Origin of the sequence: uncultured Roseibium sp., assembly GCF_963675095.2 — a bacterium.
Lineage (GTDB): Bacteria > Pseudomonadota > Alphaproteobacteria > Rhizobiales > Stappiaceae > Roseibium.
On record NZ_CAXXSJ010000056.1, the window covers coordinates 23,567 to 45,315 of the forward strand.

Genomic DNA, 21,749 nt, shown 5'->3' on the forward strand with positions numbered 1-21,749 from the left:
AACCAATTGATATATCGCGCTCTTATTTCCTGAGTTTTTATCTCATATTTTCAAGGACTTGGAAAATATTTGACTATTTGTTCAAATTTTTTTCCAATGAACGATGACAGCCTCTTCACGCAATGAAAGAGGCGGCAAATTGAACGATCGCCACTCCTTCCGGAGATCAGAATGACCGAGACTATTACCGCGCCAGATGTCGCCGCGGGGCGACTGACGAAGGACGCACTGGACAAGAATTTCTGCGACCTGCACCCGCTGCTCGATCCGCATGAAGCCCAGGTCGAGGCCGACCGTTGCTACTTCTGCTACGACGCGCCGTGCATGAACGCCTGCCCGACCAGCATCGACATTCCGCAATTCATCCGCCAGATCTCGACCGGCAACCCGACCGGGTCCGCGAAGACGATCTTCGAGCAGAACATCCTCGGCGGCATGTGCGCCCGGGTCTGCCCGACGGAAAACCTGTGCGAGCAGGTCTGCGTGCGCAACGACGCGGAAGGCAAGCCGGTGAAGATCGGCGAGCTGCAGCGCTATGCCACCGACCATTTCATGGCCTCCCATGAATCCACACCGTTCACGCGGGGCGAACCCACGGGCAAAAGGATCGCCGTCGTCGGCGCCGGTCCGGCCGGGCTCTCCTGCGCGCACCGGCTGGCCGTCCACGGCCATGACGTGACCCTGTTCGATGCCCGGCCGAAGCTCGGCGGGCTCAACGAATACGGCATCGCCTCCTACAAGTCGGTCGACGATTTCGCCGCGCGCGAAGTCAACTTCATCCTGTCCATCGGCGGTATCACCGTGGAGACCGGCAAGCGGCTCGGCGACAATCTCAGCCTGACGGCTCTGCAGAGCGAATACGATGCCGTCTTCCTCGGCATCGGTCTTGGCGGCGTGAACGCGCTTGGCCTCGACGGCGAGGACAAGGATGGCGTGCTCGACGCGGTCGACTATATCGCCGACCTGCGCCAGGCTGACGACCTCGCCGAACTTCCGGTCGGACGCCGCATCGTGGTGATCGGGGGCGGCATGACTGCCGTCGACATCGCCGTCCAGACGAAGCTGCTGGGTGCGGACGATGTCACCATCGCCTACCGCCGCGGCCAGGACCGGATGAACGCCAGCGAATACGAGCAGCATCTGGCGCAGACCAACGGCGTGAAGATCCTGACCTGGGTCCAGCCGAACGCGCTTCTGGGCGCAAACGGCCATGTCACCGGGATCGCCCTGGAAAAGACCGAACAGGCGGCGGACGGCTCCCTGAAGGGAACCGGGGACATTGTCACCCTACCGGCCGACATGGTGTTCAAGGCCGTCGGCCAGACGCTGGTTCAGGCCGACCTGGAGAGCGCCGTACCCATGATCCGCAATGGCCGGATCGTTGCCGACGAACATCGCAAGACGTCCCTGGACAAGGTCTGGGCCGGCGGCGACTGCATTCTCGGGGGCGAGGACCTGACGGTCGCAGCCGTGGAAGACGGCAAGATCGCCGCCGAAGCGATTACCCGCGCCCTTTCCGCTTAAGTTCTTTTGGAGATCCCGTCATGGTTGATCTGAGATCCGATTTCGTTGGCATCAAGTCGCCAAACCCGTTCTGGCTGGCCTCCGCGCCGCCGACCGACAAGGAATATAACGTCGTCCGCGCCTATAAGGCCGGCTGGGGCGGCGTCGTCTGGAAAACGCTTGGAGACGGCGACCCGATCGTCAACGTCAACGGCCCGCGCTACGGCGCCGTTCACGGCAAGGACCGGCAGCTCTTGGGCCTCAACAACATCGAGCTGATCACCGACCGGCCGCTTGAGGTGAACCTTCAGGAAATCAAGCGCGTCAAGCGCGACTGGAAGGACCGGGCTCTCGTCGTCTCGCTCATGGTTCCTTGCGAGGAAGAAAACTGGGCCACGATCCTGAAACAGGTCGAGGACACGGAAGCCGACGGCGTCGAACTCAACTTCGGCTGTCCGCACGGCATGAGCGAGCGCGGCATGGGCTCCGCGGTCGGCCAGGTGCCGGAATACATCGAGATGGTCACCCGCTGGTGCAAGAAGCACACGCGTATGCCGGTGATCGTCAAGCTGACGCCGAACATCACCGACATCCGCAGGCCCGCGCAGGCGGCCAAGGACGGCGGTGCGGATGCGGTGTCGCTGATCAACACGATCAACTCCATCGTTTCGGTCGACCTGGACAACATGTGCCCGAGCCCGGTCATCGACGGCAAGGGCGCCCACGGCGGCTATTGCGGTCCGGCGGTGAAGCCGATCGCGCTCAACATGGTGGCCGAAATCGCCCGCGACCCGGCGCTTGCCGGTCTGCCGATCTCCGGGATCGGCGGGGTAACCACCTGGCGCGACGCGGCCGAGTTCATCTCCCTCGGCGCCGGCAACGTACAGGTCTGCACGGCGGCCATGACCTATGGCTTCAAGGTCGTGGAAGACATGATCGAGGGCCTGAAGGACTGGATGGAAACGGCCGGTTATTCTTCCGTGTCGGAAGTGGTCGGCCGTGCCGTGCCGAACTGCTCCGACTGGCAGCATCTCAATCTCAACTACATCGCCAAGGCGAAGATCGATCAGGATCTGTGCATCAAGTGCGGCCGTTGCCACATCGCCTGCGAGGACACCTCGCACCAGGCGATCACCAACATGGTCGACGGCGTGCGCAAGTTCGAGGTGATGGACGACGAATGCGTCGGCTGTAACCTGTGCGTCAACGTCTGCCCGGTGGACAACTGCATCACCATGGAACCCATGGCTGCCGGCAGCACCGACCCGCGCACGGGCAAAACCGTCGATCCGAACTACGCCAACTGGACGACCCATCCGAACAACCCGATGGCCGTCGAGGCTGCCGAATAACCTCCCGCAAGACCCGGCTTCGACATCTTGCCCGAAGCCCACTCCAGCCCTTCTCCCCGAACCCTACACTCGGGGAGAAGGGCTTTTTCCGGTCCGGCTGTTTTCGCCGCCTGACACCCTAACGCGTGGTCGCCATCAAGACGCTGCCGCCCAGCAGGAATGTGCCTCCGGCATAGCCGATTTTCCTTCGTGCCGCTCTGCTTTGGAAGGCCCGACGGGCACGGGTGGCGATCATGGCGTAAGCGGATAGCAAAACAGCCACCACAAGGGTGGACGTCACCGTCAGGATGACCACCTGCTGTGCGAAACTGCCGGCCGGGTCAATGAACTGCGCCAGAAAGGCCATGTAGAAGACAATCGCTTTGGGGTTCAGGACCGCCGTGACGGCTCCGGCCCAGAGACTTCCCCATCCGGTGGACACGTTCTCTTGTCCGGACAGTTCAAACCTATCCTTCCGGCTGTCGGCAATCTGCCGGTATCCAAGATAGGCCAGGTACAGGACGCCGGCCCATTTCACAGCCTGAAAAAGCACGGCGGACGCCGCGAGAATCGCGCCGACCCCCAGGAAGGAAAGACCCATCAAAACGATGCTGCCGATCAGATCTCCGGCAATGCACATCATCGCGGCTCTTTTTCCCCTGGTCAGCGCCTGACCGATAACCAGAAGAACGCTGGGACCCGGAATGAGGGTCAAAACAATGCAGGCGATCGTAAATGCGAACCAGTTTTCGAGAGACATGTGACGCTTTCTGAAAACGTGCCTATGCTGATAAATGCCGTTCCAGAAAGGAAACAAGGCGCTCGTGGTGTTCGTTCTCGGCCGCACTGCCGGGAATGTGGTCCTGTCCATCGTAGTAATGAACCTCAGGATTTCGGCCGTGCTTTTCCAATCGGGCCGATAGCCTGCGGGTCATCTCGACCGACCAGACGCGATCGGCGGTGCCGTGACTGAGGAAAATTGGCCCACCATAACGTTCGATCTCGATCGGTTGCGTGGGCAGCAGGTCTTCAGAAGATCCCCGCCAGGACCATGCCCGCCCTGCCGCATCCCATGATTGCCAGCCCGGATCGCCGGCATCGCGATGCCTTCGCGCATCGAAAGCACCACAAACAACATCCGGCGGACTGTGCGCGGCCACGGCGTCCGGCAACCCTTCCAGACCATCGCGTGCCATCAGCGACGTCAGGAGAAGCGCATGCTCGGCGCCGCGCGACACACCGTAGAAAGCCAGTTTCCGACCCGTAGCGGCAAAGGCGCGAAAGGCGGCAAGCGCTTCCACGCTGCGATCCAGCGGCACATCCTCGATATTGCCTGCGTTCCAGGCGTTGCCGCCCCTGGAATAGGCGAAAGGAAATGCAAGGAAGCCGTGAGCCGCCAGCAACACGGCGTTGCGATGGCTCCACCCCGAATAGGCGCCTTCCGATCCGTGAAAGATCATGACGGCCGGAAATGGCCCGTCCCCTGACGGACCATAGGTCGTCCCCCAATTCGGAATGAGCCGCCGAACGATCTTCAACACCATGTTACGTCTTTCTCTGTTCCGTTATCGCCGAATGATGTGTTTCAGATATCCGGCTTGGTCAGCATCAGCCAGATGATGGCCAGAACGGCCAGGAACGCCGGAAAGCCGCAGGCGAACCAGATCCGGTAGAGCCGGTGATAGGCGGGCGGCAGTCCCGTCCCTGCGTCCCGGGCGGTGGCGGCAAGACGTCTCAGCCTGATCTGGATCCAGACCACCGGCAGCCAGAACATGCCGACGAAGACGTAAAGACCGAGGGAAACGGCGACCCAGCCTTCCAGGACGGGATAGCCGGTTATGTTCGCCAAAAGCAGGCCGGTGATCGGCTGGAAAACGGCTGCGGTCGCGGTAAAGACCGTATCGGCCAGCACCACGATCCCGGCGGCATGGGCGATCAGCGCGGGATCCTGCGTCCGGTTCGAAATCACCATGAAGAACGCAATGCCCGCGCCGGTGCCGAGCAACACGCAGGCGCCGATGACATGGGCAAACCGCAAGAGTTCGTAGACCATCACCTGCGCTCCAGCAAAAGGGCCGGGAAGAGGGCCAGCACCATCGCAGGCAGAACCTTGACCAGCGGCCCCAGCGGATCGGCCCAAAGCTCAGGCGCGATGAGGCTTCCGCCGATCAGATAGGCCAGCGACACGACGAGCATGCCGAGGCTTGCGCGCCGGGTCCATTTTCGGTTCAGGATGGCAAGCCCAAGACCGATGTCGATCACCGAGCCGCCGAGAACCGCCGCACCGGCAACGGCATCGGAAACTCCCTTGTCCGTCAGAACGGCCGCCGCCTCGCCAAAGCTGATGAACCCGAACAAGCCGGAGAGGACCCAGAACAGGGCGAGAGCCGCAATTGCCGCAGGCAGTAGCAGGAAAAGCCGTGAGAACATCCGTTCCTGAGGAGTTGCGGGCATGGCCTGCAAGGTTTCCTCCAGGCTGCGCAGATGCCGGCCGCCGCGCTTCTTCCATTCCGACGGATCGCCAACGATGCCCTCCGCCAGCGCCTTCAGCGCATTGGTGCGCAACGGCGAGCGCCAGCCCAGCCAGCCGAGAGCATCCGCACAGCGACCGATCAGCCTGACGACGGCGTCCGGGACCGGGAGCACATACCGCCAGGGCTTGTAGCCGAGCCAGGCCCTGATCCGGGACGTCAGTTCGCCAAAGCTCACGGGCTCATCTTCCGTCAGATCGGCGATGAATCCGGCACCCAGCTCGCCGCTTGCCGCCTGAACCACCGCTGCGGCGAGGTCTTCGACGAAAACGGTCTGGACAGGAACTCCGGTTTGAATGGCGAAGCTGATTCCCGGCATGGCGGCACTTGCCCTAAGCAGGGCGGTGCCGCCGTAAGCCTCCGGCCCGATCACCAGAACTGGCCGAAGCACGATCCAGTTCAGGTCCGAGGCTGCGATCAGGGCATCGCCCCGGGCCTTGGTCTGAAAGAAATCCGTCGAAGCCTCTTCGGCAACGCCGGCGGCGGAGATCTGGATGAAGCGGGTATCGGACCCCTTCAGCGCGGCGATCAATTCCGCCACCGCGGTTTCATGGATGGCTTTCAGGCTGTCGCGCGCGCCGTCCTGCAGGGCGCCGGAGGCGTTGATCACGACATCCGCGTCGGCCAGATCCTGTTTCCAGGTTGCCGCATCGGTGCGGGCGATGTCGCGTTCCAGCCAGGAAATGCCCGGATCGCTGGCCAGGCCTGCCTCCAGAGACCGGCCGACACCGGTGACGTCATAGCCGGCGCGTTTGAGAGCACGGATGCAACTTGCGCCGATGAAGCCGTATCCACCCAGTACATAGGCCTTACCCGCCGTCAAACTTCGCCCCTTTTCCTTTGCTGACCAAAGCAGTGGCGCAAGCGCACAGCGTTCGCAACCGTTTCGCATCTTAAAATGAAAAAGGACGCCCCGAAGAGCGCCCTTTCCCTAACCAGTCCTGTGGGCCGGATTACATCTTGTCGGTGACGACCGTGGTGGTGGCGCCTTCCGGCTCCTTGGTGATGACCGGATCGGAACCGCCGGACAGCAGGGACTTCACGGTGCGCTCGTAGGCGGCCATGTCGAGCTTGCCGTCGGAACCGTCGACCAGCTTGTTGATCTCGCCAACCATACGCTTCTGGTGCTTTTCGGTCTGGGCGCCGGTGGCGTCGTTTTCAAGCACGATCTCGGCGGCTTCATCCGGATGTTCGGCCGTGTAGGCCCAGCCCTTCATGGACGCGCGCACGAAACGGGCGAGCTTGTCGACCATGGCCGGGTCCTTGAGGCTGTCTTCCAGCGCGTAAAGGCCGTCTTCCAGCGTGGCAACGCCCTGGTCTTCATACTTGAAGACGATCAGGTCGTCTTCCGGGATCCCGGCGTCAATCACCTGCCAGTATTCGTTGTAAGTCATGGTGGAGATGCAGTCGGCCTGCTTCTGCAGCAGCGGGTCGACGTTGAAGCCCTGCTTCAGGACGGTCACGCCGTCGGCACCGCCCTCTGTCGGCATGTTGAGGTGGCTCATCCAGGACAGGAACGGATATTCGTTACCGAAGAACCAGACGCCGAGGGTCTTGCCCTTGAAATCGTCCGGAGACGTGATGCCGGTGTCCTTGCGGCAGGTCAGCATCATGCCCGACTTCTTGAACGGCTGGGCGATGTTGACCAGCGGCACGCCCTTTTCGCGGCTGGCAAGAGCCGACGGCATCCAGTCGATGATCACGTCCGCGCCGCCGCCTGCGATCACCTGCGGCGGAGCAATGTCCGGACCGCCCGGCTTGATCGTGACGTCGAGGCCTTCCTCGTCGTAGAAGCCCTTGTCCTTGGCCACGTAGTAACCGGCAAACTGACCCTGGGTGACCCACTTGAGCTGAAGCGTCAGCTCGTCGGCTGCCTGTGCAGCACCCGCCATGACCGTTGCGCCGAACACAGATGCAACCGCCAGAGCTTTCAAAGCCTTCAATGCCATTCCCCTACTCCTTTTTCGTCGGGACCGAACGGCCCCTTCTCTGGAAACCTTCAAAACCAACGAAGCGAATGAGAGCCTTCCGCCCCTGCCGCTGTAAACGTGCGCGCACGCCATCGGCAGCCTATCCGCTCCGGTCCTCCGCGTCCTGCGCTGTTTTTGCTTATTCGCGCAGGCAAAACGTCTGACCATTTGGTCAAGAAATCGTAGGAAACTGCCGCGCCTGTGGTCAAGGCGAATTTTTAATCAGAAGCGAAAATGGCATTTTCACAAATGGCGAGCGGAGCTTCCGCTTAAGGGCTGCACATCAGTGCGCAACCCACCTCCGCAAGCAATTATAAGCAATATTCCGAATACGCGCCGCGACAACGTATCTTTCTACGCCCTATTCATAGATAATATTCCTGTTTCACTGTCATTTTTACGAATACTATCCGTAAGTAATAACCAATACGCCATTATTTCCGTAGGGTAATTATTTATTATATTTCGAAAGATTACATTCATGGCACTTCCTGCTCTCCATTGATTCTTGAGAGCACGAAAAGCTTTGGTCCGGCTCCGAAGCCGAAACCGTGAAATGGGGGAATGCCGATGGAAATCGCCAGCGATGCAGCACTAAAATTCCTGTCGTCCGCAATGTCCGGGCCGGAGCGGGTCGCTGAAACGAGAAAAGGCGTTGTCGGCAAGCTCCCTGACATTCTCGATGAATTTTATGCGCGTATCATGGCTTCACCGGCGGCGGAGTTCTTTCCGGACAGCAACAAGGCCGCGTCGGCCAGATCCGCCCAGCTCAGCCACTGGCAGGAACTTTTCAAGGACGAGCTGTCGCCGCTGACCCTGGAAAAATCGAAAGAGATCGGCAAGACGCACCTGAGGATCGGCCTGTCTCCCGTCTGGTACATCAGCGCCTATGGCTGGGTGCTGATGAAACTGGTACCCGAGCTCATCCGCAAACATCGATTCCGCAAGGGCGAACTGGAAAGCGTCCTGTGCACCCTGATGTTCCGGCTGTTCACCGACATGGCCGCGGCCCAGACCGGCTATGAGGAAGCCCTGATCCGGAAAACGCTGAATGACGCGCTGGAAAACAAGACAGACAGCCTGGGCAAGCTCGCCGACTCGGTTACGGATATCAACAAGGTGATCCTGCAGCTTGCGTTCCTGCAGCGCAATTCGAGCGACGTGGCCAACAACGGCCAGACGATTTCCTCGGCTGCGACCGAACTCGTTTCGTCGGTCGAAAGCATCGCCTCATCGAGCGAAAACGCCGCCCAGGAAGCGCAGGACAGCAACGCCTCCGTCGCGAACGGGAGAACGGCAATCAGCCAGTTGTCGTCTGTCGTCTCCAACATCGCCCGGGCCGTCCATGAAACCTCCAGCAGTGTCGATGAACTCTCCGAAGCCTCCGACCAGATCGGCCAGATGCTCAGCGTGATCGAAGGCATCGCGCAGCAGACCAACCTGTTGGCGCTGAATGCCACGATCGAGGCGGCCCGTGCGGGAGAAGCCGGCAAGGGCTTCGCCGTCGTGGCGTCCGAGGTCAAGCAACTGGCGACCCAGACGGCGCAGTCCACAGATGATATTGCCCGACGCATCGCGGCGTTGCGCGAAGGCATGTCGGCGATCCAGACCAACATGCAGACCTCGACGGAAGCCGTCGAGGAAAGCGAAGAGGCGATCGCCCGCACGTCGGAGCAGATCGACCGGTTCGCAGAGCAGGTGGACAGCGTTTCGGGCCGGATGTCGGAAATCGCCGCGGTGCTGTCCCAGCAGAAGCAGGCCAGCGGCGAAATCGCGGTCAGCATCAATGACGTTGCGAACCTCGCCGGCGAAAGCCACGACTACGTGAAGATCATCGCATCGGCGATGACCTCAAGCACGAACCAGTTCAAGGTCAATGCGGACCAGCTGTTCGATCCCCAGTCCGATGTCGGCCTGTGCTACATGGCCAAGATCGACCACGCGCTGTTCAAGAAGCGCATCATCGACACCTGCCTGGGCGCCGACAACTGGAACGTGGCCGATGTTCCCGATCACCATCACTGCCGGCTGGGCAAATGGTACGACCAGATTACCGATGAAAGCATTCGTTCCCTGCCCGCGTTCCAGTCTCTGGTCACCCCGCACCAGACGGTACACGCCTCCGCCAAGCTGGCGCTCGAGGCTGCAAAGGCCCAGGATCACAAGGCCATGCTGGACGCCCTGAAAAAGCTTGATGATGCGAGTGCGGAGGTGACCGAAGGCCTGGACCAGCTGGCGAATGCGATCAAGGCCCGCCACAAGACCGGAAAAGCCGCCGCCTGACCGGCGCGCGCCCTCCAGACCAATGGAACCTACACATGCCAATGAAAGCACTCTATATCGATGACGACGAGGACATCGGCACCATTGCGGTCATGTGTCTGAAACTGAACGATACATTCGATGCCGTGCATGCATCCAGCGGAGCCGAGGGGCTGGAGATTGCCGCCGACTGGAACCCGGATGTGATCCTGCTCGATGTGATGATGCCGGTCATGGACGGGCCTTCCACCTACAGGAAACTGAAAGGCAATCCGGTGACGGCCGATATTCCGGTTATCTTCGTCACGGCAAAGACGCAAAGAAACGAGTTGGCGGAACTTTCCGGCCTGGGCGCCCGGGGCACGATCGCCAAGCCGTTCGAGCCGGTCACACTTGCCGAAGACGTCGCCGACCTGCTTGAAACATTAAAGACGCCGGTTTGAGACGCACCCGGCCATATTCGTTCGGATAAACGTTTCCGCTCCGGCGCCTTGCTCGATTCCTAGGAGGCGACCGCTCGTTTCCGTATCTTCCGCTCGATCAGTTCATGCAGTATTTCCGGCAGATTTCCCTTGCGGGGTCTCGACTTCACCACGACCATATCCACCCGGGGATCCTCAATCGTAATGTCGAGGGCGGTGACGACGACAACCAGCATGCCTTCCGCATCACCGACCTCATCCAGGATGGTCAGGCCGTTTCCATCTTCGAGGGCGATGTCGATAATCAGCACATCGAAAAAGTCCACCGCCAGACGGTGCCGGGCTTCGTTCAAGGTCCGGGCCTGCACCAGCAGGATGTCGTCGGACACTGCGGCGGCCAGAATCTTGTGAAAATCGGTATCGTCTTCGATGTGCAGCCCAATTACCCGGCCGTCGCTCTCGTGCCGGTCCAGCGTTTCTATCGAAGCGCCCGCAAGGACCTGAGGGAATTCGACCCGGAAGGTTGTTCCTTCGCCTTCCCGGCTGCTGAATCCGACCGACCCGTTCATGCCTTCGACAAACCGCTTCGTAATCGCCAGGCCGAGACCGGTCCCGCTCTTTTTCCGGCTCGAGGTTCCGTCCGCCTGAGCAAACGGCGTGAACAGATTTTCCTTGAAGGCGTCAGGAATACCTTCGCCCCGATCAATCACGGAAATACGGACGTTTCCGCCTGTCTCTTCTGCGCGGATAATGACCACACCGTCCCGCTCGGAAAACTTGACGGCGTTGGAGACCAGATTTGCGAGCACCTGCTGGAACCGGTTGACATCCACCAGAATGAAGAGCGGATCTTCCGCCAGTTGTAGCTCAATCGAAACATGGTGCTGTTCCGCATATCCCGCGTTGAGTTCGGCTGTCTGTTTCAGCTCCTCGTTCACGTCGACCGTGGTCATGTCGTAATCAAGCTTGTTAGCGGAAAGCTTTTCAAAATCGAGGATGTCGTTGACAAGGACGATCAGGCGTTCGGTGTTCTTGCGGGCCAAGTGCATCATCTGGCGGAAGGAATCCGGCAGATCCCTCGGCATCAGGCGCTCAATGAGACCGAGAGAACCGCGAATGGAGGTGAGGGGTGTCCGCAATTCATGGCTGACCGTGGAGACGAACTCCGCCTTCAACCGGTCCATCTCCTTGCGGTCGCTGATATCGCGGATGACACCACTGAATTTCATCTCTCCGTCAAGCCGCAAGGCACTGATCGCCAACTCGATCGGAATCCTCTTGCCCGAGCGGGTGACCGCTTCCACCTCGCGGTTGGTGTCGATAAACCCGCTGCCCTGGCCTCGAACATAATTATGCAGGAAACTTCCATGGCGCGCGGCCAAGGAGGGATCCATGAACATGGCGACGTTCTTGCCAATGACTTCCTCGGCCTTGTAGCCGAGAATGCGTTCGCAACTCGGATTGAAACGCTCGATGATGCCGTTTTCCCCGATCAGGAGCAGGCCATCCAGGACGTTGTCGACAATGGCGCTCGCGCGGGCTTCTGAAGCGATCAGCGCCTGTGTCCGCTGCCTCAGGGAACGGGCAAGATCGCCGACTTCGTCCGAGCGGCCGACCGGTAGTTTCGAAAGCAATTCGTGATCGTCAACACCGCGGACAAGGCCGACCAGACGGTTCAGCGGCGCCATCATCGCTCGGGCAATCAATACGGAAATGAACAGGCAGACCAGCATCAACAGACCGCCGATCAGCAGAACTTCCCTTCGGGTCTTGCGGGCATCCCCGTAGAGCCCGTCCTCCATGACCTTGAGAATGACCGCAAGGGAAGATGACGGGCCGACATTGCCATGATCCTTGACGAAATAGGCCACGCTTTCGTCGATATGAATAATGCCCTCGTTTTCCTTCGCTTGCAGGGTCCTGGTTACGACCTCGGGCACCGTTTTGGTGTATTGGTCGTGAAGCTCCAGATAGGTGTCGCTTGAGGCCATATTGGAGATTTGCTCCATGTAGTCGCCATTTCCGTTGACCACATATGTATCGACGTGGGGCGCCAGTTCGTCGACGATCTCCTTCAGCATCAGGTGATAGTCCGCGTTGATGACGATGAAACCGAAACGGCTGCCATCCGCCAGCTCGATCGGCAGCATCGCCCTGATCGTCGGGATCTTTCGGGGATCCAGTTTGCCGAATTCGCGGTTGTAAGAGACATCAGAAAAGAGAACCTTTCCTGCCTGCGCCTGCAGCGCTTCGGAGAAATAGGGTTCCCCTGCTTTCTGCTGCAACCGGATGGGCGGCACCAGTTTCACCCCGTTCTCGACGCGATCGATCCGGACGATCTCTCTGCCTGAGTCTGCCACACCGATGAAGCGGATCTGAAAATAGGAGGGATGATTGCGCATGATCGAGGCGAAGATCGCCTCCAGGCGGGTCCGCCAGGCCTGGAGTGACGATCCGTCGTAGGGGTCGATGCCGCCGGTTGCCGAGGCGCGGATGATGCCGCGGATCGGCGGTGTCGTCGAAAGGGCAAACAGATCTTCCTGGATATCCCGGTAAGCGAGCCGGAATCTCTGGGAAACCAGTTTGGTCTGGCCGGCCAGGCGTTCGGTGGCCTGATCGAACGCTGCGGACCGGATACGATCGTAGGCGATGCTGCCGATCACGAAAGTGCTTGCGATCACGCAGAAAATGGCAAGGAACATGATTCGGCGCTGCATGGACATTGCCAATCGGCGTCCGGAACGGGCAGCCTCGTCATGTTCGTGTTCAACGGACGTACCCGATCTGGTCATGCCCATCCCCCGCTCTTACCCTGCCAGCAAGCCCCCTCCGGTCACCGCTGTTCCAGCTGCGAATGCAGAACAATCCGGTTCCGGCCCTTCTGCTTTGCCTCGTAGAGCGCTTTGTCCGCGGCTCCCAGGAGACCTTCTGTCGTCGACGCATCCTCAAGCCCGCAGACGCCGCCGCTGAAGGTGACCGATTGAGGGCCATCATCCGTATCGAAGAGGAAATTGGAAAAACTCCGGCGGATCCCGTCGAGAACGCGCGCGCCCTGCTCGGGTGTCGCATCCAGCAGGATCAGGCCGAATTCCTCGCCGCCGTAGCGCGCGATCACATCGACGCTGCGCAAGGACCCGGTCAGGCAGTTGGCGAACATCTGGATCACCCTGTCTCCGACCTGGTGACCGAATGTGTCGTTGACCGCCTTGAAGTGATCCAGATCCAGCAGGCACACGGCGATCGGCGATCCGGTTCTCCGGGACCTTCCGACTTCCGCCGCCAGCCGTTCCTTGAAATTCACGTGGTTCAACAGACCGGTCAGGCTGTCGCGCTCCATGATGTTGCGCAGGTCCCGCGCCCGGGAGACCCGGATGGAGATCTTGTTCGTCAGGGTGGCGAGATCGACCGGCTTGGTGATGAAGTCGTCTCCACCGATTTGCCGGGCCTGATGCTGGATGTCCTCGTCCTGCTCGGCGGACAGAAACAGGATCGGCAACGAGAGATGCGGCCGGGACAGCCGAAGGGCCCTGGCCACGTCCAGACCGTTCGCCTCCGGCATGTCCAGATCCATGACGATCAGGTCGGGGCAGAAATCCTCCACCATCTGTCCGGTCTTCAGCGGATTGGACAGGGTTTCGGCCCGCATCCCCTTTTGCTGAAGTGCAAAGGCATAGGCTTCGGCGACGATGTCATCATCATCGACGATCAGGACTTTTGGCTCGACCTGCTGATCGCGGTCGAAATCCGAAAACCAGCCTTCCAGCTCGATGAGATCGACCGGATGCTGGACCAACGCGGACACGCCCAGGCGGGCGGCCTTGATCCTGAAATCGAAGCTCCTGTTTTCGCACAGGACGATGACCTTGTGATCCGGGATCAGGGAAGCCGTGAGCTCCAGCTCCGGATCGGCCTTTTCGTGGATCACCGCGGCGAGGCATTTTTCGCTGTTTCCGTCGCCTGGACCGCTGGCAACCTCATAGCCAAGGCTCCGCAGTTTCTGACTCAAATCCGTCAGATGGGGGTCCCGGTCAAACAGGTAAATGCGTTTTCTTTCTGCCTGTCCGGGCTCGAACTCGGAGGTGCCTTTGACAGATTTTGCCTCGGGATTTCCAGATTTTACTAGTGAAATCAGCGTCATATGACTATCCCGAAAAGAACGAAAGATTGCGCAATTGCGGCGTCATGGGTTGATGGACCGGCGGATGTCCTCGGCGAGCTGACGGGTTCCTTCAGCTATGCGTTCCGGGTCCGCCTGTTCGGCAATGAGAGCTTCGACTTCCTGCGCGGGACGGGTCAGTTCGCCAAAGCCGAAGACGCGGCTCGATCCGGCCAGCCTGTGAACCACATGACAAACCTGATCGAACATGGCCGGATCCGCAGCATGACGTTCCAGCTCGCGACCGAATTTCTCGAGCATGTCGAGTTCAGAAGTAAGCCGCTTCGTAAAAGCCGCTGTCAGCTCTGCAAAACGGCCATCAAATGCTTCAACCATATCGGTGCCTCAACCGCAGATATGGAATTAGCTTAAACTGTATTTATTAACGCGAAATTGAATAAGTATATGATTTCACTTATTTATTTATTGTCATTTTTCACGATGTATAATATTGAATCCATATTAAATTAATTAAATCATTTTGTTTATTTTACCTTCCTCTAGGTTGCTTTTCGTTTTTAGCGACATTTCCTTGAGCTGCCTTTTTAAGGGGTTGTAACGCAAAGCCGTACAGCAGAGTTGCGATACCATCGCCGACGAAAATACTGTGCAGATCAAATAGAACCTGAACCTCCTAACGATCGTTTTCGTGAAATGTCAGCAATGGCATAAGCAGGGAAAACAACTCGGCCTGCGATGAGATCCCGCATTTCCTGTAAAGCTGCTTGCGGAACACCTTAACCGTCTGCGCGGAGATACCGAGGCGCAAGCCGATCGACACGGAAGAATGGCCGCGCAGGATCAGCAGGGCGATTTCCGCCTGTCGCGGACTAAGCGAGACACAGTGCTCCTGCTTCATGGCAGAGATCAGGTGGTCGGCCAGATCCTCGTCGCGGAAGTCGCCGCTCGACTGCAGGCCGGACCAGCGCTGTTCGATCAGACCGCAGACGATGGGAGCAATGCGTTCCGCCTTCTGGACATCGCGCACGGAAAAGCGCCGGCTCGAGGTGACGTCCCGGCCAAGGCAGATGTGCACCGACACCCCTTCTGCCGGATAGGCGATATAGGCCATTTCGTCGATCAGCGTCGTGCGCTGGTAATAGGCGGCGAAATACTCGTTGCGGTGAAACTGGTCGGGCGCGATCCCCTTCAGCCGGTAAAGCCCCGGCGGGGCGTTTTCGACATGCAGGGCGTGGAACGGATCGAGCAGATAGGCGCCCGGAATGTAGTCGGTTTCGAGCTTTTCATGGACCCGTTTTTCGACCGCCTGGGTAAACAGCACTTCCGGCGCCCGGTTCTGGAAATACGCCAGCATGGTCGTGTTATCGATCTCAAAACACCGGATAAGCCATTGATACAGCTTGGTTTCGAACTGGTCCGTCGCCAGCGCGGATATGGCCGCCCCCAAGTGCTTTTCCGCTGAATTCGGCAGCTCCATCGGACATACCTCCTTGGGGGTATATACCCCCCGTATTGTGCCGATTTACGGTTTCCCTCACCAACTCAGGGGTATCAGAAAAGAGGCATCCATGGCCAGCACCGAGATTGCGGTCGGTATCGACAAGGTGGTCAAGCGCTATGGCCCGGTCACCGCTTTGCATGGCGTCTCCATGGATATCCGCGAGAACGAGTTCTTCACCCTGCTCGGACCGTCCGGCTGCGGCAAGACCACCCTGTTGCGCTCCATTGCCGGCTTCGAGGAGGTGACCGAAGGCGCCATCCGCCTGAAAGGGGACGACATCACCGGCCTGCCGCCGCACAAGCGGCCGGTGAATACCGTCTTCCAGCAATATGCCTTGTTCCCGCACATGACCGTCTCCGAGAACGTGATGTTCGGCATGCTGCGCAGCGGCTGGTCGAAGCAGGAAGCGCACGCCCGTGCCGACCAGGTGCTGCAGCTGGTGCAGCTTGGCGACTTCGCCGCGCGCCGGCCCACTCAGCTGTCCGGCGGTCAGCAGCAGCGCGTCGCCCTTGCCCGCGCGCTCGCGCCCCGGCCCCAGGTGCTGCTCCTCGACGAACCGCTGTCGGCGCTGGATCTGAAGCTGCGCCAGGCGGTGCGCATGGAATTGAAGGCCCTGCAGCGGGAAACCGGCATCGCCTTCATCTTCGTCACCCACGACCAGGAAGAAGCGCTGACCATGTCGGACCGGATCGCGGTGATGTCCGCAGGCCGGGTCCAGCAGATCGGTTCGCCAAAGGAAATCTACGAGACCCCGCTCAACCGTTTCGTCGCCGACTTCATCGGCGAGACCAACCTGCTCGATGTCGAGGTGCGCTCGGTCGAAAACGGCATGGCGGCGATCCTGCTGCCCGGCGGGCATGGCTTTACCTGCCCGGCGGCGGCCGTTGTTGATCCGGGCAAGGGCCATCTGTCCGTGCGCCCCGAACGCATCAGCCTGTGCGTGCCGGGGCGGGGCGACCTCGATGCCACCGTGGAAGGCCAGGTCTATCTCGGCACCGACATCCATCTGCAGGTTCGCCTTGCCGACAGCGAGAAGATGACCGTCCGGCTGCAGAACTCGGAAACAACAGCGGTTCCGGAAACCGGCGCCGTTGTCGGCCTGAAACTGGAGGCAGGTGCTGCACGCCTGCTTGCCGACTGATGGCGGCCGGCGCGCCGATGGGCGCAGGCCATGCCTCCAACATCTATCGGGGCAATAGCCTCAAGCTGATGCTTCCGGCCTGGGTGATGATCGGCATTTTCCTGCTCGCACCCGTCGTCATGATGGCGATCTATTCGTTCCTGACCAAGGAATTCCGCGGCGGCGTGATCTGGGAGTTCTCGACGGCCGCCTATGATCAGTTTTTCTTCAACCGGGGCCTGTTCGGCGATGAACCGCCGACCATCGAGTGGACCTATATCGGCATCTTCTGGCGCTCGATCTGGCAGGCGGGGCTTGCGACGATTGCCTGCCTGCTGATCGGGTTTCCGACCGCCTGGTTCATCGCGACCCGCGACCCGAAGACCCGCTCCGTCTGGCTGTTTCTGGTGACCGTGCCCTACTGGGTGAACCTTTTGATCCGTACGGTCTCGATGAAATTCCTCATCCGCGACACCGGACCGCTCAACGAGTTCCTGCTGTGGACGGGAACCATTTCCGAACCGCTGGGGCTGATCAACACGAATTTCGCCGTCCAACTCGGGCTTTTCTACAGCTACCTGCCGTTCATGGTTCTGCCGATCTATGCGGCGGTGGAACGGTATGACTTCGCCCTCTCCGAGGCGGCCGCCGATCTCTATTCCGGTGTCTGGACCACCCTGCGGCTGGTGATCCTGCCTGTTGTGAAGCCGGGCATCGTCGCCGGCTGCATTCTGGTGTTCGTGCCCTCGCTCGGCGCCTTCCTTGCGCCGGACCTGCTCGGCGGCGCCAAGACCTTCATGATCGGCTCGCTGATCGAGGAGCAGTTCAAGGGCAGTGCCGGCAACTGGCCCTTCGGCGCGGCCGCCTCGACCATCCTGCTGACCATCGTCATGGCCGTGCTGCTGGTCTATGCGCGCAACCAGAACAAAGGGGCGTGAGATGGCAGCCAGAACGGATCTCCGCCGCTTCCCCGGTTTCCTGACGATCACGATCCTGTGCCTGATCGTGCTCTATGCGCCGCTGATCGTGGTCGCCGTCTATTCCTTCAATGCATCGACCTCGATCACCAAATGGGGCGGCACGTCTCTGGCCTGGTACGTGGACGTCTTCACAGGTCCCGAAGCGCCGAAGTTCCAGCAGGCGGCAATCAATTCCTTCGTCATCGCCATCACCGCGTCCATCATCGCCACGGCGATCGCCACCCTTGCCTCCGTCGCCATGACCCGAACCGGCCGGTTCAACGGCAAGACGCTGAGCTTTGCGCTGATCAGCCTGCCGCTGATGGTGCCCGAAGTGGTGACGGCGGTGGCGAGCCTGGTGTTCTTCACCGCGATCGGCTTCACCACCGGGCTGATGACAATCCTGGTCGCCCATATCGTCTTCTGCATCCCGTTTGCCTATCTGCCGATCTCGGCGCGGATGCAGAGCATTCCGGACATGTACGAGCAGGCGGCGATGGATCTCTACGCCACCCCCAGGGAAGCCTTCAAGCTGGTGCTTCTGCCGCTGATGACGCCCGGGATCCTGTCCGGTTTCCTGCTCGCCTTCATCATTTCGCTCGACGACTTCCTGATCACGAATTTCGTCAAGGGAGCCGGCGTCGAAACCCTGCCGACGGCGATCTTCGGATCGGTGAAGCAGGGCATCAAGCCCAACATCATGGCCATTTCCACCCTGATGCTGGGCATATCGGTGATTTTCGTTTCCCTGTCCTGGCTGATCGGCCGGGCGGGGCAAAATAAAACAAAAGAAAACTGAGCAAAAACAACTGCCAACCAGAGTGGAGCAAGACATGAAAAAGCTTCTAATGACAACGTCCCTGGCACTTCTCGCCTTGACCGGCGCGGCGCAGGCCGAAGGGAAACTCTCGATCTATCACTGGTTCGAGTACATTCCGCAGGAACTGCTCGACAAGTTCGCCAAGGAATACGACGTCGAGGTGACCATGGACACCTACGACAGCAACGAGGCGCTGCTGGCGGCGCTGAAGGCCGGCAAGCTCGGCTCCTACGATGTGGCCGTGCCCGGCGACTACATGGTCAAGATCCTGGGCTCTGAAGGCATGCTCGACACGTTCGAGCCGTCGGAGCTGTCCAACTTCGGCAATATCCAGGACCAGTGGGTCGACGTGTCCTTCGATCCGGGCCGGAAAAGCTCCATCCCCTACCAGTGGGGATCGACCTCCTATTCGGTCAACCGCGACGTCTACAAGGGACCGATCGACAGCCTGTCGGTGATCTTCGATCCGCCGGAAGAGCTGAAGGGCAAGATCAACGTGCTCGACACCGCCGGCGAGACGCTGACCCTTGCCTCGCTCTACCTGGGCATTCCCCAGTGCAGCTCCGATCGCGACCAGCTGAAGGAACTGAACAAGCTGGTGATCGACGCCAAGGCGGACTGGGCTTCGTTCGGCTCGGATGTCGCCAAGGACGTGCTCGTCTCCGGTGACGCGGCCGCCGGCATGATCTGGTCCGGCTTCTCCGCCAAGGCACGGGCGGAAGGCGCCAACATCGAATACGCCTTCCCGAAGGAAGGCTACATCGTGTGGATGGATAACGTGGTTCTCCTGAAGGACGCCCCGAACCGCGACAACGCGCTGAAGTTCATGAACTTCCTGCTCGAGCCGGAAAACGCGGCGGCCGTGACAAACTACGCCCAGTACACCGCGGGCGTGAAGGGCGTCGATCCGTTCCTCGACCCGGAAGTCAAGAACTCGCCGGAATCCAATCCGCCGGAAGGCCCGAAGGGCGTCTTCGTGGAAGCCTGTCCGCAAGAGACCCAGGTCCTCTACGACGCCATCTGGACCAACCTGAAGAAGTAAGCGGAACGGCAGCCATGAAACTCGCGCTCTACCAGGGACCGGCGATCGGCGGCGATATCGAGGCAGGCTTTGCCCGCATCGAACGGTACTTGTCGGCCGCCGCCCTGGCGGGCGCGAGGATGGCTGTCTTTCCGGAAGTCTTCCTGCCCGGCTACAACCGGCCGGACCTGCACAAAAGCCTCGCCCAGCCTCTGGGCGGGGCCTGGACGAAACGGCTCGCCGCCCTTGCGAAACAGGCCGGCTGCGGCCTGACCATCGGCTGGGCGGAAGCCGCAGACGGCACGGTCTACAATGCCGCCACCTCATTCGACGACACGGGCGAACAGCTCGCCCATTACCGCAAGATCCAGCTTTACGGGCCGATGGAGCGCGCCAGCTTTTCCTACGGCGACGCCTATACGGTGTTCGATCTCTACGGCCACAAGGCCGCGCTGATGATCTGCTACGACATTGAATTTCCCCAGCACTGCATCGCCCTGGCCGCACAGGGCGTCAGTCTGGTGCTGGTGCCGACCGCCAATCCGAAAGGATTCGAGCATGTGTCGACCACCTTCGTGCCGGCACGTGCGGCGGAAATGCGCCTGACCATCGCCTACGCCAATTTCTGCGGATCCGAGGGCGATATCACCTTCGGCGGCCATTCCGTCATCGTCGGCCCGGACACCAAGGTGCTGGCTTCAGCCGGAACGGGCGAGGCGCTTCTTGTTGCGGACCTCGCTCCGGTCGACGGCATTGCCCCGGAACTGCTTTCACTTCAACGCGAAGACTACAGGGAGGTCGGGAAAACCGATGAAACTTGATCTGAACATGACCACCGACGCGGTGCTGACGGCAGATACCCATCTGATCCAGTCCTTCGCCGACCTGAACGCCCTGAAGCAGAACGGTGCGCGCACCGTGATCGTCGGCGCCGACGGCGCACTGGTTCGCGACAGTGAAGGCAACGAGCTGATCGACGGCATCGGCGGGCTGTGGTGCGTCAACGCCGGCCACCGGCGCAAGGAAATCATCGACGCGATCACACAGCAGCTCAACGAGCTCGACTTCTATTCGACCTTCTACAATTTCACCCACCCGACGGCTGCCGCCCTTGCGGAAAAGATCGCGAGCCTGGCGCCGGGTCACCTGAACAAGGTCTATTTCGGCAATTCCGGGTCTGTCGCCAATGACAGTGCGGTGCGCATGCTGCACCACTACAACAACCGTTTGGGTCGGCCGAACAAGAAGAAGATCCTGAGCCGCATCGGCGCCTATCACGGCTCGACCCATCTTGCGATCGCCATGACGACGCCGCTCTATTCGGTCGGCTGGGACGGCGCCAATGACCTGGTGCACCACCTGCGCTCTCCGCATTACTGGCGCGAGGGCGACGGCATGACGGAAGCGGAATTCCTCGACGCGCTTGTCGAGGATCTTAAAGATTCGATCGAAGACATCGGCGCGGAAAACATCGCCGCCTTCATCGCCGAGCCGATCATGGGGGCAGGCGGCGTGATCGTCGCGCCGGAGGGCTATCATGCCCGCATGGCCGCGGTCTGCGCGGAAAACGATATCAAGTACATCTCCGACGAGGTGGTGACCGCCTTCGGCCGGCTGGGCCATTTCTTCGCCTCCAAGGACGTGTTCGGCGTGACGCCGGACATCATCACCACCGCCAAGGGCCTGACCTCGGGCTACCAGCCCATGTCGGCGACCATCGTGTCGGATGAAATCCATGAGGTCATTTCAGGGCCGGGCGGGCTGTTCCTGCACGGCATGACCTATTCCGGCCACCCGGCAGCGGCCGCGGCCGGTCTTGCCAATATCGCACTGATGGAACGGGACAAGCTGCCCGAACAGGTGCGCGCCACCGGCAAGATCTTCGAAAACGCCCTGCGCGGCCTCGACGACCTGTCCATCGTCGGCGAAGTGCGCGGCAGCCACTTCATGATCGGCATCGAGTTCGTGAAGGACAAGGCGACCAAGGAGCCGTTCACGCCGGAAGACGAGATCGGCCTGAAGGTCGCCCGCGCCGCCCAGGCACGCGGTCTGATCGCCCGCCCGCTCGGCAACATCCTGATCCTGTCGCCGACCCTGATCCTGACCGAACGCCAGATCGGGGAAGTGGCGGACATCCTGCGCGACAGCATTACCGAAGTGATTTCCACGCTTTAGCCACTCGTGTCCAGTGT

19 protein-coding genes are annotated in these 21,749 nt (G+C 60.4%); 10 read left to right on the plus strand and 9 right to left on the minus strand.

Annotated elements, in window-relative coordinates:
* Positions 1-171: 171 nt before the first annotated feature.
* Positions 172-1,524, plus strand: a complete 1,353-nt coding sequence (locus tag ABIN98_RS21440) for an NAD(P)-dependent oxidoreductase (protein WP_346912959.1) — start codon at positions 172-174, stop codon at positions 1,522-1,524.
* A 20-nt stretch (positions 1,525-1,544) separates the two neighbouring features.
* Positions 1,545-2,855: an NAD-dependent dihydropyrimidine dehydrogenase subunit PreA gene (gene preA / locus ABIN98_RS21445; RefSeq protein ID WP_346912961.1), complete on the plus strand. Its 1,311-nt coding sequence runs from the start codon at positions 1,545-1,547 to the stop codon at positions 2,853-2,855.
* A gap of 118 nt (positions 2,856-2,973) precedes the next feature.
* Here the strand turns inward: preA and ABIN98_RS21450 are convergent, their stop codons facing one another.
* The 5 genes from ABIN98_RS21450 to ABIN98_RS21470 form a co-directional block, all read right to left on the minus strand.
* Entirely contained in the window at positions 2,974-3,594 is a 621-nt protein-coding gene (locus ABIN98_RS21450) for a LysE family translocator (protein ID WP_346912963.1), read from the minus strand.
* A gap of 22 nt (positions 3,595-3,616) precedes the next feature.
* Entirely contained in the window at positions 3,617-4,378 is a 762-nt protein-coding gene (locus ABIN98_RS21455) for an alpha/beta hydrolase (RefSeq protein WP_346912965.1), read from the minus strand.
* Positions 4,379-4,419: 41 nt separating this feature from the next.
* Positions 4,420-4,887 (minus strand): DUF2269 domain-containing protein, encoded by a 468-nt coding sequence (locus ABIN98_RS21460; RefSeq protein WP_346912967.1) that lies wholly within the window; start codon positions 4,885-4,887, stop codon positions 4,420-4,422.
* Positions 4,887-6,188, minus strand: coding sequence for an SDR family oxidoreductase (locus ABIN98_RS21465; protein WP_346912969.1), 1,302 nt, complete (start codon positions 6,186-6,188; stop codon positions 4,887-4,889). The genes ABIN98_RS21460 and ABIN98_RS21465 overlap by 1 nt, the downstream gene beginning before the upstream one ends.
* A 130-nt stretch (positions 6,189-6,318) precedes the next feature.
* Complete coding sequence (locus ABIN98_RS21470) at positions 6,319-7,257, minus strand: ABC transporter substrate-binding protein (RefSeq protein ID WP_394701588.1); 939 nt, start codon at positions 7,255-7,257, stop codon at positions 6,319-6,321.
* 648 nt (positions 7,258-7,905) lie between these two features.
* Here ABIN98_RS21470 and ABIN98_RS21475 point away from each other — a divergent pair.
* Together ABIN98_RS21475 and ABIN98_RS21480 are read left to right on the plus strand one after the other, a co-directional pair.
* Positions 7,906-9,618 carry a methyl-accepting chemotaxis protein gene (locus tag ABIN98_RS21475; protein ID WP_346912973.1) on the plus strand — a complete coding sequence of 571 codons (1,713 nt, stop codon included), beginning with the start codon at positions 7,906-7,908 and terminating at the stop codon, positions 9,616-9,618.
* A 35-nt stretch (positions 9,619-9,653) separates the two neighbouring features.
* On the plus strand, positions 9,654-10,040 hold the full coding sequence (locus tag ABIN98_RS21480; protein WP_346912975.1) for a response regulator: 387 nt from the start codon (positions 9,654-9,656) through the stop codon (positions 10,038-10,040).
* A gap of 59 nt (positions 10,041-10,099) precedes the next feature.
* Here ABIN98_RS21480 and ABIN98_RS21485 read toward each other — a convergent pair whose 3' ends face one another.
* The 4 genes from ABIN98_RS21485 to ABIN98_RS21500 all read right to left on the minus strand — a co-directional run bounded on the left by ABIN98_RS21485 (position 10,100) and on the right by ABIN98_RS21500 (position 15,613).
* A complete protein-coding gene (locus tag ABIN98_RS21485; protein ID WP_346912977.1) occupies positions 10,100-12,811 on the minus strand; it encodes an ATP-binding protein in 2,712 nt (903 codons plus the stop codon).
* 41 nt (positions 12,812-12,852) lie between these two features.
* Positions 12,853-14,025: a diguanylate cyclase gene (locus ABIN98_RS21490; RefSeq protein WP_346912979.1), complete on the minus strand. Its 1,173-nt coding sequence runs from the start codon at positions 14,023-14,025 to the stop codon at positions 12,853-12,855.
* Between the two features lie 174 nt (positions 14,026-14,199).
* Positions 14,200-14,511 (minus strand): Hpt domain-containing protein, encoded by a 312-nt coding sequence (locus tag ABIN98_RS21495; protein WP_346912981.1) that lies wholly within the window; start codon positions 14,509-14,511, stop codon positions 14,200-14,202.
* Positions 14,512-14,809: 298 nt separating this feature from the next.
* Positions 14,810-15,613 (minus strand): helix-turn-helix transcriptional regulator, encoded by an 804-nt coding sequence (locus ABIN98_RS21500; RefSeq protein ID WP_346912983.1) that lies wholly within the window; start codon positions 15,611-15,613, stop codon positions 14,810-14,812.
* A 91-nt stretch (positions 15,614-15,704) separates the two neighbouring features.
* Between ABIN98_RS21500 and ABIN98_RS21505 the strand changes: the two genes are divergently transcribed.
* The 6 genes from ABIN98_RS21505 to ABIN98_RS21530 are packed head-to-tail and all read left to right on the plus strand — an operon-like array spanning position 15,705 to position 21,732.
* Positions 15,705-16,778, plus strand: coding sequence for an ABC transporter ATP-binding protein (locus ABIN98_RS21505; protein WP_346912985.1), 1,074 nt, complete (start codon positions 15,705-15,707; stop codon positions 16,776-16,778).
* Between the two features lie 17 nt (positions 16,779-16,795).
* Complete coding sequence (locus ABIN98_RS21510) at positions 16,796-17,695, plus strand: ABC transporter permease (RefSeq protein ID WP_346912987.1); 900 nt, start codon at positions 16,796-16,798, stop codon at positions 17,693-17,695.
* A 1-nt stretch (position 17,696) separates the two neighbouring features.
* Entirely contained in the window at positions 17,697-18,515 is an 819-nt protein-coding gene (locus tag ABIN98_RS21515) for an ABC transporter permease (RefSeq protein ID WP_346912989.1), read from the plus strand.
* A gap of 34 nt (positions 18,516-18,549) precedes the next feature.
* On the plus strand, positions 18,550-19,578 hold the full coding sequence (locus tag ABIN98_RS21520) for an extracellular solute-binding protein (protein WP_346912991.1): 1,029 nt from the start codon (positions 18,550-18,552) through the stop codon (positions 19,576-19,578).
* A 14-nt stretch (positions 19,579-19,592) separates the two neighbouring features.
* On the plus strand, positions 19,593-20,378 hold the full coding sequence (locus ABIN98_RS21525) for a carbon-nitrogen hydrolase family protein (RefSeq protein ID WP_346912993.1): 786 nt from the start codon (positions 19,593-19,595) through the stop codon (positions 20,376-20,378).
* Positions 20,368-21,732 (plus strand): aminotransferase class III-fold pyridoxal phosphate-dependent enzyme, encoded by a 1,365-nt coding sequence (locus tag ABIN98_RS21530; protein ID WP_346912995.1) that lies wholly within the window; start codon positions 20,368-20,370, stop codon positions 21,730-21,732. The genes ABIN98_RS21525 and ABIN98_RS21530 overlap by 11 nt, the downstream gene beginning before the upstream one ends.
* The last annotated feature ends 17 nt before the right edge of the window (positions 21,733-21,749 follow it).